The 13,215-nt window shown below is 46.5% G+C and carries 12 protein-coding genes; 7 read left to right on the top strand and 5 right to left on the bottom strand.

All coding sequences use genetic code 11. The annotated features are described in order from the left end of the window. The first annotated feature begins 118 nt into the window (after positions 1 to 118). Complete coding sequence (locus tag NSB28_RS14670; RefSeq protein WP_109747246.1) at positions 119 to 2,212, top strand: EAL domain-containing protein; 2,094 nt, start codon at positions 119 to 121, stop codon at positions 2,210 to 2,212. 19 nt (positions 2,213 to 2,231) lie between these two features. Here the strand turns inward: NSB28_RS14670 and NSB28_RS14665 are convergent, their stop codons facing one another. The 4 genes from NSB28_RS14665 to nadA are packed head-to-tail and all read right to left on the bottom strand — an operon-like array spanning position 2,232 to position 5,538. Continuing rightward, the gene (locus NSB28_RS14665; RefSeq protein WP_109747247.1) at positions 2,232 to 2,432 is read right to left on the bottom strand and encodes an HTH domain-containing protein; all 201 of its coding nucleotides are present in this window, start codon (positions 2,430 to 2,432) and stop codon (positions 2,232 to 2,234) included. A gap of 13 nt (positions 2,433 to 2,445) precedes the next feature. Continuing rightward, on the bottom strand, positions 2,446 to 3,300 hold the full coding sequence (nadC, locus tag NSB28_RS14660; protein ID WP_334304794.1) for a carboxylating nicotinate-nucleotide diphosphorylase: 855 nt from the start codon (positions 3,298 to 3,300) through the stop codon (positions 2,446 to 2,448). Further along, positions 3,275 to 4,600: an L-aspartate oxidase gene (locus tag NSB28_RS14655; protein ID WP_109747248.1), complete on the bottom strand. Its 1,326-nt coding sequence runs from the start codon at positions 4,598 to 4,600 to the stop codon at positions 3,275 to 3,277. The genes nadC and NSB28_RS14655 overlap by 26 nt, the downstream gene beginning before the upstream one ends. A gap of 29 nt (positions 4,601 to 4,629) precedes the next feature. Then, positions 4,630 to 5,538 carry a quinolinate synthase NadA gene (gene nadA / locus NSB28_RS14650; RefSeq protein ID WP_109747249.1) on the bottom strand — a complete coding sequence of 303 codons (909 nt, stop codon included), beginning with the start codon at positions 5,536 to 5,538 and terminating at the stop codon, positions 4,630 to 4,632. 225 nt (positions 5,539 to 5,763) lie between these two features. On the opposite strand from nadA, the gene gloA2 reads away from it, so the two are divergent. After that, positions 5,764 to 6,144, top strand: coding sequence for an SMU1112c/YaeR family gloxylase I-like metalloprotein (gene gloA2 / locus NSB28_RS14645; protein ID WP_109747250.1), 381 nt, complete (start codon positions 5,764 to 5,766; stop codon positions 6,142 to 6,144). 60 nt (positions 6,145 to 6,204) lie between these two features. Here the strand turns inward: gloA2 and NSB28_RS14640 are convergent, their stop codons facing one another. Then, positions 6,205 to 8,496, bottom strand: a complete 2,292-nt coding sequence (locus tag NSB28_RS14640; RefSeq protein ID WP_109747251.1) for a glycoside hydrolase family 3 C-terminal domain-containing protein — start codon at positions 8,494 to 8,496, stop codon at positions 6,205 to 6,207. A gap of 333 nt (positions 8,497 to 8,829) precedes the next feature. On the opposite strand from NSB28_RS14640, the gene NSB28_RS14635 reads away from it, so the two are divergent. The 5 genes from NSB28_RS14635 (at position 8,830) to NSB28_RS14615 (ending at position 13,144) form a co-directional block, all read left to right on the top strand. Next, entirely contained in the window at positions 8,830 to 10,680 is a 1,851-nt protein-coding gene (locus NSB28_RS14635) for an ATP-dependent nuclease (RefSeq protein ID WP_109747252.1), read from the top strand. Positions 10,681 to 11,006: 326 nt separating this feature from the next. Continuing rightward, entirely contained in the window at positions 11,007 to 11,321 is a 315-nt protein-coding gene (locus NSB28_RS14630) for a PadR family transcriptional regulator (protein ID WP_109747253.1), read from the top strand. A 2-nt stretch (positions 11,322 to 11,323) separates the two neighbouring features. Continuing rightward, the gene (locus NSB28_RS14625) at positions 11,324 to 12,157 is read left to right on the top strand and encodes a DUF1700 domain-containing protein (RefSeq protein WP_109747254.1); all 834 of its coding nucleotides are present in this window, start codon (positions 11,324 to 11,326) and stop codon (positions 12,155 to 12,157) included. Then, positions 12,154 to 12,951 (top strand): DUF4097 family beta strand repeat-containing protein, encoded by a 798-nt coding sequence (locus tag NSB28_RS14620; protein WP_109747255.1) that lies wholly within the window; start codon positions 12,154 to 12,156, stop codon positions 12,949 to 12,951. Before NSB28_RS14625 ends, NSB28_RS14620 begins: the two co-directional genes overlap by 4 nt. A 1-nt stretch (position 12,952) precedes the next feature. Next, complete coding sequence (locus NSB28_RS14615) at positions 12,953 to 13,144, top strand: PspC domain-containing protein (RefSeq protein ID WP_109747256.1); 192 nt, start codon at positions 12,953 to 12,955, stop codon at positions 13,142 to 13,144. Positions 13,145 to 13,215 lie beyond the last annotated feature (71 nt).

Here is a 13,215-nt window from a genome sequence, read left to right as displayed (position 1 = left end):
AGACTGTGAAAAAAGAATGACTTTTTCTACGGAAGCATGTATAATAATTCCAGTATGTGTTTAGTTACAGTGCAGATATAAAGAGCAAAATCACAAGGTTTTGAGCAAAGGAGACAATATGCAGCAGGGACACAGCAAGGTGAAATTTCGGTATTCAATATACGCTCTCTCTATACGTCATGGACTTACCCTGGCCATTCCGTTTATAACAGTCGGGGCTTTTGCCCTGCTTCTCAATAATTTTCCGCTTACGGCCTACCAGGAGTTTCTGGCGTCCTTTTTAAACGGGGCGCTTTCAGCAATACTGACAGTCATCTATGAGGTGACACTGGGATCTCTGGCATTTGTGCTTCTTATTACTATAAGTCTGTCCTATGGAAAGCTGAGCAGTGTTGATGAGGTGATGTTTTATCCTCTTATGGCAGGTGCTTCTTACCTGGCATTCTGCGGCGGGATTAAACAGCAGGGGGAATATATCTTCGGGGCGGAGTGGGTCTTTACAGCCATGTGTATAACTCTGCTGTCATGTGTGCTGTTCAGAAAAGGCATAAAGCTGTGCAGCAGATTTCGGAGGCTTCATACGATTGGTGCAGAATATTTATTTAACCAGTCTATACTGAGTATAATACCGGCCATAGTTATTGTGACAGCCTTTGCTGCTCTGGGCTATACACTCAGGGCTGTGTGGGGAGACAGCAATATTACGAATTTTGGCTCTTACCTGTTTCTTAGGATCTTCAGCGGTATTGGCGGAAACCTTCCGGGAATCCTGTTGTATGTACTCTTATCACATTTTTTGTGGTTCGCGGGCATTCACGGTACAAATACCCTGGAGGCTGTGTCCCAGAGGCTTTTCGAACAGGGAGTGGACGTGAACCAGGCCCTGGTGGCTGCCGGACAGGCGCCCACCCAGATCTATTCAAAGACTTTTTTGGATACATTTGTCTTTCTGGGAGGCTGCGGCTGCGCTTTAAGCCTTGTGCTGGCCTTATGTTTTTGCGCACGCAAGAGTCATAACAGAAAGCTGGCCAGAGTAGCCCTCCCTTCGGCCCTCTTTAATATCAGTGAGATTGCAGTGTTTGGCCTGCCGGTCATTTTCAACACCACGATGCTGATACCGTTTGTGGCGGTCCCTCTTGTTATGACTCTTACGAGTACCCTTGCCATGGAACTGGGGCTGGTGCCTCTTGTGACAAAGTCTGTAGGGTGGACTGTCCCTGTACTTGCCAGCGGTTATCAGGCCACAGGTTCTGTGGCAGGCAGTATTCTGCAGCTTGTAAATGTATTTATCGGTATGCTGATCTATATACCCTTTGTCAGACGAAGTGAAGAGCAGCAGTCAGAAGAATTCTGCAGTGCGGTTAGGCAGATGGAGACAGATATGGCGGCAGCGGAGATAAGAGGCATCACGCCCAGATTCCTGGATAACAGCTATCCATGTCAGTCTTATGCACAGACTTTGAGTATGGATCTGAAAATCGCAATCTCCAGAAACCAGCTGCAATTGTATTATCAGCCTCAGGTGTCGGAGGGGAATCAGCTGCACGGTGTGGAGGCGCTTCTGAGATGGAAGCATCCTGTAGTGGGATTCATTGCCCCGCCTGTAGTTGTCAATCTGGCTCAGGAGAGCCAGGTCATGAATGAGATGACGTATTATGTGCTGAGGATGGCTTGCCGGGATGCGCAGGAGCTGGACAGAAACGTCCGATATCCTGTATATATGGCAGTCAATATATCTCCCAGGCAGCTGGAAGAGGAGGATTTTTCAGAGACAGTGCTGGAGATACTCAAAGAATATCAGATGGGGAAGGTGCATCTTGTGCTGGAGGTTACAGAACGCTCAGTGCTGGAGACATCTGACAGGCTGATGGAGAGGATTAACAGGCTGCGGAAAGCAGGGGTGGAATTCAGCATGGACGATTTTGGAATGGGGCATGGCTCCATGGTCCGTCTCCAGGAGAATCTGTTTGATGAGGTGAAGTTAGACGGAAATCTTGTCACCCAGCTCATGGACAATGAGCGCTCAAGGGACATTGTCTCAGGCATCATGCAGATGTCCTCCAGCCTCCGTTTTCGTGTAGTGGCAGAATTCGTGGAGAATGAAGAACAAAAGCAGATGCTGGAAAGCCTGGGATGTACAATATACCAGGGATATTATTTTGGCAGGCCGGTGGAACTGGATGTTTTGCTGGAAGGAATCCAGGCAGGCTGACCTGCCGGGGCAGGTCAGTTTACGTGGAGACAGGCCGAAGTATCAGATATCCGGTCGTAGTGGAGAGGATTTCTTTGCCTGAGGCGCGCAGCAGTGCAATATCCTGGACTATGACCTGCCGGCTGACTCCGAAGTGACCTGCCAGTTCGCGGCCGGTAACAGGAACACCGCTCTTTGATAAAAGTGTCATGATCTGTTCTCTTCTTTGTGATCCTTGCATGAACACTCCATTTCTACTCCAGGGGAGCCAGGTTCTTTAATGAGATGTCCATGATAGGCGCCGAATGTGTCAGGGCGCCGCAGGAGACATAGTCCACGCCTATTTCAGAAATTTCCTTTAAACGTTCTTTTGTCACATTTCCTGAGCATTCTGTCTCGGCTCTGCCGGCAGCCATTTCCACAGCTTTTTTCATGGTTTCATTGTCCATATTGTCCAGCATGATAATGTCAGCGCCCGCATCCAGCGCCTCCTGAAGCATAGCAAGGTCTTCGACCTCAACTTCTATTTTTCTCACGAACGGGGCATATTCTTTTGCAAGAGCTACAGCTTTTGTGATACTTCCGGCAGCGCCAATATGGTTATCTTTTATCAGTATGCCGTCTGAGAGGTTATAGCGGTGGTTATGGCCGCCGCCTATCTTGACAGCGTATTTTTCAAATGGCCGCATATTTGGCGTGGTTTTCCTGGTGTCAAGAAGTTTGGTGCTGCAGCCGGAGAGTTCAGCTGCCAGAGAATTCGTGAAGGTAGCGATGCCGCTCATTCTCTGGAGATAGTTCAGGGCTGTCCGTTCACCTGACAGGAGAGCGCGGATGTCCCCTGTGAGTATTCCCATGAGCTGGCCTTTTTTGACTTCATCTCCGTCATTTAAGCTTGTCTCGAAACGGAAGGTATCATCCAGAAGCTCGAAGACTCTTGAAAATACAGAGAGGCCGCAGATGATCCCGTCTTCCTTGCAGATAAGTTCTGCACGTCCTTTTTTGCTCACAGGCATGACTGCGTTTGTAGTCACGTCCTCGCTTGTGATATCCTCCTCAAGAGCGTTTAAAATGTATCTGTCTATATTAATTTTCATTGTTACACCACTTATCATAAAATTGTCCATCCCTTCTTTTAATTTCATTTAAAATTATTCTGCTAAACTCAGCCTGCTGCTGTTTGTAGGAGACAGCAGCGTCTTTTATGCGGCTGTCTGTGATCAGGGGTATCTGGTCCAGACTGTCACTGATGACTCCCGCAGCCCTTTTTGCAAAGACAAGGCTTTCCAGGAGAGAATTGCTGGCCAGGCGGTTTGCGCCGTGGACGCCGTTGCAGGCAGTCTCACCAACTGCAAACAGGTTTGACATGGAGGTACGTCCCTCTGTATCAGCTTTTATGCCGCCCATGAGGTAATGCTGGGCCGGAGTCACGGGTATCATGTCATGTGAAAGGTCATAGCCTTCTTTAAGACAGCGCTCATAAATATTTGGAAAGCGGAATTTTATCTCATCCTCAGGCATATGTGTGAGGGAGAGATATACGTATTTACTTTGATACTTCTCCATTTCCTTTTTGATGGCATCAGTAACTACATCTCTGGGAAGCAGCTCATCCACAAAGCGTTCTCCTTCAGGATTTAACAGCACGGCGCCTTCTCCACGGACAGACTCGGAAATAAGGAACCTGCGTCCCTTTTTCCGGGAGTAGAGGGTTGTGGGATGAATCTGGATATAATTAATGTTTTCAAGTTCAATCCCATGCTTCAGGGCCAGGGCAAAGCTGTCGCCCGTGATGTGGCGGAAATTTGTAGAGCTCTCGAAAAGGCCGCCAATACCGCCTGTGGCCAGGACAGTGACCTTTGAAAAGACAGGTACAGACTGTCCTGAGGGCAGCTCCAGGATAATTCCATGGCAGCAGTTGCCGGCCTCTATGAGGTCTGTCATTACGGCATGTTCCAGCACAGTGACATTGGGTCGGTTTCTTATCTGAGAGATCAGCTTGCTGGTGATCTCTCTGCCGGTCACATCTTTGTGGTGAAGGATACGGAAGGTGGAATGGGCCCCCTCTCTTGTGAAAGAAAGCTTTCCGTCAGGCTCCTTGTCAAAATCTACTCCAAGAGAAATCAATTCTTTGATGATCTCATTGGAGCTGCGGATCATGATGCGGACGGATTCCCTGTTATTTTCATAGCGTCCCGCCCTCATAGTGTCCTCAAAGTAGCTTTCATAATCCTGCTCCCCTTTCAGGACGCAGATGCCTCCCTGTGCCAGATAAGAATCACTGTTTTCCACATCATCCTTTGTGACCATAAGGATCCGCATATCCGGGGGAAGGCAGCAGGCAGTAAAAAGTCCTGCAGCTCCTGTGCCGACTACGATGGCATCATATGCCTGTTCCAGTTTGTTATTCATAATTATTCACTCCCTTTTACGGGCGCCGGTTACTTAGCCAGCTCCAGCATTTTCTCTAATGGCTTTTTTGCTTCTTCGATCAGGCTGTTTTCCAGAAGGACCTCTGTTTCACCTTTTTCAAGGGAAGCTATGACCTTCTCCAGGGTGATCCTCTTCATATTAGGGCAGTACTGGCGGTGGCCCACAGAATAAAATTTTTTGCCGGGATTTTTTGCCTCTAATTCATACAGGACGCCCATCTCTGTTCCGATGATGAATTCCTTTGCGCCGGAGGCGGAAGCAAAGTCAATAATGCCTGAAGTGCTGCCAATATAATCGGCAAGCTTCAGGACATCCATTCTGCATTCCGGATGGGCCAGGAAAAGGGCATCAGGACGTGCCTCTTTGGCCTTTCGCACATTTTCTTCTGTGATACTGGTATGTACGTGACAGAAACCATCGTTAAAGATAAAATTTTTCTCAGGCAGCTTTGACGCAATATAACGCCCCAGATTTTCATCAGGTATGAAGTAGATATTTTTATTTGGCAGGGCAGAGACGATCTTCATTGCATTGGAAGAAGTCACGCATACATCTGCACAGAGCTTTAATTCAGCAGTAGAATTGATGTAGCAGACGACGGCCAGATCATCATACTGCTGCCTCATTTCTTCGATTTTTTCTTTTTGGGCCATATGTGCCATAGGACAGTCTGCCAGCACATCAGGCATCAGGACTTTTTTTGACGGGTTCAGTATCTTGGCGCTCTCACCCATGAACTTCACACCGCAGAAAAGTATAGTCTGCTGGGGGACCTGTGTGGCGATCTTGCTCAGGTAATAGGAGTCACCCACGTAGTCGGCTGCTGCCTGCACCTCGTCATTTACGTAATAATGTGCCAGAATGACAGCGTCCTTCTCTTTTTTTAATTTTTTCAGCAATTCTATTTTTTCTTGCATAACATCCTCCTCATAGTAAACCCACTCGCAGGGGTTATAAGACAAATAAACAAATACCATTTCAGTCTGTGTATTAATATCGCACAGTAAAGTGAAAAAGTCAAGACTTTTGTATATTCAGGTGACAAGACAGGTTTGCTGATCATAGGCACAATAAAATAGTAATGATAGAATTCTTTACAGAAATTGTGTTATACTGATGAAAACGTGAGAGGAGAATAATGTATGAACCTGAATGCAGTCCACCATGTGGCAATCATAGTATCTGATTATGAGAGATCCAGAGAGTTTTATGTAGACAAGCTGGGATTTGAGGTGATCAGAGAAAACTATAGAAAGGAGAGGGGAGACTATAAACTGGACCTGAAGCTGGGTGAAGCGGAGCTGGAGATCTTTGGAATAGCTGGTGCCCCGGCAAGACTGACAAGGCCTGAGGCCTGCGGACTGAGGCATCTGGCCTTCAGGGTAGAGGGGATAGAAAAGGTAGTAGAGGAATTAGAAGCACTTGGCATTGAGTGTGAACCTCTGCGGACAGATGAGTTCACAGATAGGAAGATGACATTCTTTTTTGACCCGGACGGGCTTCCGCTGGAACTTCATGAGTAAAGGGAAGAGCGTGCCAACGTGAAGTGCAATGTGTTGGCACGCCTTTTTACTCTAAATGGCTTATCTGTTGATATTATCCCTGTTCCACTCTAAAATCAGTTCTTCCAGTTTGTCAAGCGTCATTGCTCCGCCGCTGAAGCTGATCATACCGCGCAGAGGCATATAGCGCATCATGGCTTCCTGCATCTCGGCTGAGATGGCCTCTGCAGCCACATCACTCTCACCCTTTTCTTCAGGGGAGGCAAAGAGTTCGCTCCCTTCCATGAACTTGTGGATAGCGGCAGCAGCCTTCTCGTTTTCCATGACATCTCCGAAGGTGGTGTCCAGTGTATAAATGACCGGAATCCGTACTGTAGAATTGACTCTGACAGATTTTTGGCAGCGGATATCTCTGGATGAGGCTCCTATCATGATATCATAATCGTCTGTCAGCACATGCCAGTTTTTCAGAGTGGTATTCCAGTAAGCAAACGCACGCCTGCCGAGAGTGAAGGTTACTTCCTTAGTCTCACCCGGCTTAAGTGAGATCTTGGCAAAGTCACGGAGCTCTTTGACAGGACGCTGGATCTTGCCTGAGGATGCGCCTACATAGAGCTGGATGATCTCTTTTCCTTCGAGTTTGCCTGTGTTAGTCACCTTGACGGAGACTTTAAGGGTGTCTGTGTCATCCAGTTCTTCTTTATCAACAGTCAGGTCAGAATAGGAAAAGGAGGTATAGGAGAGTCCGTGCCCAAAGGGGAAGAGGACATCCATCTTCTTCTTGTCATAATAGCGGTAGCCCACATACACACCCTCTGCATATGCTGTGCGGTCTCCTTCTCCGGGGTATGTGAGGTGGGAAGGATTATCTTCTAATTTAAGAGGGAAGGTTTCAGGCAGCTTGGCGCTGGGATTGACCCTTCCAAACAGGATGTCCGTCACAGCAGCGCCTACAGCCTGGCCGCTGAGATAAGCCTCAATCACGCCTTTAACCTTGCTGATCCAGGGCATTTCCACAGGGGAGCCATTGTGGAGGACAACGACTGTATTTGGCTGTACAGCAGCGATCTTTTCAATAAGCTGGTTCTGGCAGTCCGGCATGCGCATGTGCGAGCGGTCAAAACCTTCAGATTCAAATGCGTCAGGCAGTCCGGCGAAGATGACAGCCACATCAGAGGAGCCTGCCGCCCTGACAGCTTCTTCCTCCAGAGCGGGGAGGACTTCGTCTCTGGCATCATCATAGCCCTGGGCATAGACGAGGCCAGGCAGGCTGCCGGCTGCTTCCAGTGCGCTTGTCACCTTAAAACTGTTGATATGGGAACTTCCGCCGCCCTGATAACGTGGTTTTTTGGCATATTTTCCGATGAAAGCAATCTTACAGCCAGGATTGAGCGGAAGGATATCTTCATTTTTCAGAAGTACTATAGTTTCCTCTGCAATCTTTCTGGCTTTTTCATGATCCTTTTCCAGGTCAAACACAGCGTTTTCATCCTGATTTTCTACTGCTCTGTAAATAATATTCAGCATTTCCTCACATGACCTGTCCAGGATCTGTTCATCTAATCTTCCGCTTCTCACAGCCTCAGTTATAAGCTTGTCATTGATGCCGCTGGAGGATGGCATCTCCAGATTCAAGCCTGCTTCAAGGTCCCGGACTCTGTCATTGACAGCGCCCCAGTCGCTCATGACAAAGCCGTCAAATCCCCATTCGTTTCTCAGGACATCTGTCAGATATGTTTTATTTTCTGCAGCATATGTGCCGTTGATCTTATTATAAGAACACATTACAGTCCATGGCTTCTGCCTGCATACAGCGCCTTCAAAGGCGGCCAGATAAATCTCCCTCAGCGTTCTCTCATCAATATCAGAGGAGGAAGACATTCTGCGGGTTTCCTGATTGTTTGCCAGGAAGTGCTTGATACTTGTACCAATATTTTTATTCTGTATTCCTTCTATTAAAGAACCGGCCATCTCTGTGGCTACCAGAGGATCCTCAGAATAATATTCAAAATTCCTGCCGCACAGGGGTGAACGTTTTATATTTACAGCAGGCCCCAGGATCACGCTTACTTTCTCTGCCTGACATTCATTTCCCAGTGTTTCACCCATTTCCTTAATCAGATCTCTGTTGAAGGAAGCTGCCGTGGCACATCCTGCGGGGAAGCAGACAGCCTTTATGCTGTCATTTACTCCCAGATGGTCAGCCTTCTGGTCCTGCTTGCGCAGCCCGTGAGGGCCGTCTGATACCATGACAGAAGGGATACCAAGACGTTTTATTTCTTTTGTATGCCAGAAGTCGGCGCCTGAGCAGAGAGAAGCCTTTTCTTCAAGTGTCATCTGTGATACGAGCTCTTTTATTTTGTCTGCGTTCATAGCTGTAATCTCCTTTTCTTTTTAAGCAGCAGCGGAATTTATATATATGCTGATTTATATACTGAGACTGCTTTTACAGATAGTATAATAAAAAGTGAGGTATAATGGAAGGGGATATGTACAGAAATATTTTGGTTACTTTTCACACGTCAATGTCCCACGAGATGTTTTCGTGCGTGTTTAGCACGAAAATCCCGGGTTTTGCAGCGCGAAACGGCGTTTTTACTGTTTCTGTGCATTGCACAGCGTGTTACGTGAGCAGCCCAAGGTTGACATGAGAAGATGTGTACAGTAGTATGAAGTTAAACAGCGCACCTGAAAGGATGATGGCATATGCAGTTTACTGGAATTCAGATCAAGAATTTTAAATACATTAAGAATATCCGTATCACCGGGATTGAAAATGCGCTTATTCTTGTAGGAAAGAATAATACAGGAAAGACAGCCATTTTGGATGCGATCAGGGCTGTAAGCGGAGCAGGCAGCATAACAGATGAGGATTTTAATGAAAAGAAACAGAAGGTGGAGATCCTGGCAGATCTGCTGATCAGTGAGGAAGACTTAAAGCTGCTCCACTACTACGGGATGGTGAGCCAGTACAGGAGATATGAGGTCTGGTATGAAGATTTCTGTAAAAAGCTGCCTTCTTATAAAGATGGAGTGCTTCATTTTAAGTTTACTGCAAATTACCAGAAGGAAGTGCGCTACGGGGACGGAGTGAGCAAGGATAACAGATATATCCGGGAGGTCATACCAAAAGTTTTTTTCATAGGGACTGACAGGAATCTGGAACAGATCCAGGAAAGCCTTCTTTCATTTGAGGAGGACGTGCAGCTGAAGCGCCTGCGCTCTCAGACATGTATGTTCGACCAGACGAAACCTTGTACCAGGTGTTTTCAGTGCATCGGACTGATAAATCAGAAGTGTCCTGCCGAACTGACAGCCCTGGAATCAGTAAAACTCTTAGAATATAAACTCTCCCAGCTTAATCTGCAGGAATTTGCAAAAAGGGTCAACACAAGCTTTCACAGGAACGGCGGGTTTGATGATATCTCCTACACCATGCGCTGTGATGTGGAGAAGGTCTGCCAGGTAGTGGCTGAAATGAGCAATAAGCAGAGGAGCAGGATACTGCCAGTCAGCCAGATGGGGGAGGGCATGAGGAGCATCTATATGCTGTCGCTTCTGGAGGCATATGCGGAGGATGAGAGAAGAGTGCCCAGCATCATGCTGGTGGAGGATCCTGAGATGTTTCTGCATCCACAGCTCCAGAAGAAAGCGGGCGAGATACTTTACCGCCTCTCCAGGAAGAACCAGGTAGTATTTTCTACGCATTCCCCGGATATGATATTTAATTTTAACAGCCGTCAGATACGGCAGGTTGTTCTTGATAAGCAGTACTTTACCTCTGTAAAAGAGAAGACAGATATTGATGATATCCTGGATGACCTGGGATATAACGCAAGCGACCTTATGAATGTGAGTTTTGTCTTTATCGTGGAAGGGAAGCAGGATAAGAGCCGCCTTCCCCTGCTCTTGGAAAAATACTATTCAGAGATTTATGATGAAAAGGGCAGGCCTTCCAGAGTCGCTATTATCACAACGAACAGCTGTACAAATATTAAGACATATGCAAATCTGAAATATATGAACCAGCTCTATCTGAAGGACCAGTTTCTGATGATACGTGACGGTGACGGGAAGGACAGGGAAGAATTGTCCGGTCAGCTGTGCAGATATTACGCGGACAGGAATATGGAGGACGCGGACCGTCTCCCAAGAGTCCAGCCCAGAAATGTACTGGTGCTCAAATATTATTCTTTTGAGAATTATTTTCTGAATCCGCGTATCATGGCCCAGATTGGCGTGATCGGGAAGGAAGAGGATTTCTACAGCATCCTGCTGGAAAAATGGAAGGAATACCTGTACAGGATAACAAGCGGCCGCCATCTGACAGAGGTGCTGGGGTTTGAAATCCAGACAGAGGAGCAGCTAAAGAGCCACATGGAAGAGTTCAGGAAATACATGAGGGGACATAATCTGTTTGACATATTCTATGGGCGGTTCAGGGCTAAGGAGCAGGAACTGCTGAAGAAATATATTGATCTGGCGCCCAGAGAAGACTTCAGGGATATTCTGGATGCTATAGATAAGTTCGTGTATTTTGAAAATAGAAAATTATAATGTAAAATGGCGCTTCAAAATCTGATTCTGGTGAAGCAGGGCAGAGGATATTGAATGATCTTATATCGATCCTGTATCTTGTCTCTAACTTCACTGATGACAGAGGGATGAGGCGCTCTTTCAATATTGCTGTAAAAAAGAAATGCGGAAAGTGCAGGATGTTCACAGCAACTTAATATCTTCATAAGAAACTCCTTGTTGACAAATAATATTATATGGAATATAGTATTAAATATAAAACAATATTACAATGAAAACAGTAAACAGGGGAAAGAGGTTCTAAGAAGAGAAATGAGTGGGAAATAAGGAAACCAAGGAGTGATAATATGGTATTTAATACAGGAGCAGCACTGCTGGACGCGATCGTCCTTGCTGTCGTTTCAAAAGATAAAGAAGGAACATACGGATACCGGATCACGCAGGACGTAAGAGGAGTCCTGGATGTATCAGAATCTACGCTGTACCCGGTACTTCGCAGGCTGTTAAAGGACCAGTGCCTGGAGGTGTACGATATGGAGTTCGGAGGCAGGAACAGGCGCTATTATAAGATCACAGAACAGGGCCTGGTGCAGCTGAATCTCTACAAATCAGAGTGGAAAGAATATTCTTCTAAAATAGCAAACATATTAGGGAGGGATTAGGAATGAATCGGAATGATTTTATTGAACAGCTGACCTGGCTGCTTCAGGATATTCCTGAGGAAGAGCGGGAGGGGGCAATAGAATATTACCAGGATTATTTTGATGAAGCGGGAATAGGCGCTGAGGATGAGACTGGGGAGAAGCTTGGCAGCCCGGAAAAGGTAGCCGCCATGGTTAGGGACGGACTTACAGGAGGCAACGCTGATGCCGGTGAATATACAGAGACCGGCTACCAGGATAAGAGGTTTAAGGAAAAAGAAAATATGCCTGAAAAGCGGGATGCCTTTCAGAAGGAAGAGAACGGCAGCAGCGCCGGAAAGGGAGAGGAGGGTAAAGAGGCCGGGTATTATGATTACAGCAGTGACAGCAGTTACAATTACAGCCAGTACGGTTCAAAGCAGGACTACTACGGAAATTACCAAAACGGCTACAGTACAAATGCCGGAAGGGATAATGGAAATGCAGGAAAGATCATACTGATCATACTTCTATGTATCTTCGCCGTACCGGTGATCATACCTGTAGCTGGGGCAGCATTTGGAATAATAGTAGGAATCTTTGGAATTGTATTTGGTCTTGTGGTAGCTGCCGGGGCACTTACACTGGCAGGCGTTATCTGCGGGATCGTGCTGACAGGTATCGGCATTGCCCAGATGTTTACGACTCCCGGTATCGGGCTGATGTTTGCCGGACTGGGAATGTTCTCACTGGCAGTTGGAGTGCTTATGATCTGGCTGACAGTAACTATAGCAGGGCGGTTTATTCCATGGTTTATCCGTGTGATCGTAAATATTTTCAGTATGCTTTTTCATAGGAGAGGAGGTCAGGCCGCATGAGAAAATTTACAAAGACAATGCTGATTCTATGTGCCATCTTCATCAGCCTGGGACTTGTCTTCAGCATCGCAGCCGTAAGCATGGGGGTCAGATTTATAGATCTGAGAGATGCAGCTCAGGACCATGTATGGTCCCTGGCCTGGGACTCAGAAAATCACAGGCTGGTGGCAGGAGGTGCAGATGAGGGATCAGGAAGCACAAAACACTATGAAGAGTCATTTAAGGACATCCGCAGCATAGAATTAGAACTGGATATATGTGATGTAGATATTTTATACTATGACGGTGATGATATATCTCTTACGGCGGATATGAAAAACAGCAGGGAGCTGCTGTATGAGGAGAGCGGCAGGACATTGAAGATCTGGGATGAGAGTAAGTTGAAAAATATCCCTATATCACAAAATAAGGAATCCCTTCTGACGCTGAAAGTGCCAAGAGACCTGGTTTTTAAGGAAATAGAGATGTCCATTGATATGGGAGAAGCTAATATTCAGGGTATCAAGGCTGATTCTGTGGAATTAAGCTGTGATATGGGAAAAATCAATATGGATGGCAGTATCATGAAGGAAGGATCATTTGAATGCAGTATGGGAAGCATAAAAGTGAGCCTGGAAGGAAAGAAGGATGATTTTAATTATGATATAGACTGCGGCATGGGAAGTGTTTCTGTTGACGGAAAGAAAGATTCCGGGCTGAGTGTATCTAAAGAGATCGACAATGGTGCGTCAAAGGACCTGGAGCTTGATTGTGATATGGGAAATATAGACATTGAATTTAAAGGAGGAAATTAGTATGGGACCAAAAAAATTATATAAATCAATAGAGAATAAGATGATCTGCGGAGTTTGCGGCGGCATAGGAGAATACCTGAATATTGACCCGACTCTGATCCGGCTTCTGATGGTGCTGCTGGGATGTACCACCACCGGGTTTATCATCTATATCGTTGCAGCGATCGTTATACCTTATCCGCCGGAAGGCTGACAGGAAATTTGTATAAAAGTGTGAAAAGAGGCCATACTCCAATCAGAACAACGAAAGGAGCATGGCTTTTT

The organism is Murimonas intestini, assembly GCF_024622195.1.
Classification (GTDB): Bacteria; Bacillota; Clostridia; order Lachnospirales; family Lachnospiraceae; genus Murimonas; species Murimonas intestini.
This window is presented reverse-complemented; position numbering and strand designations above follow the sequence as displayed.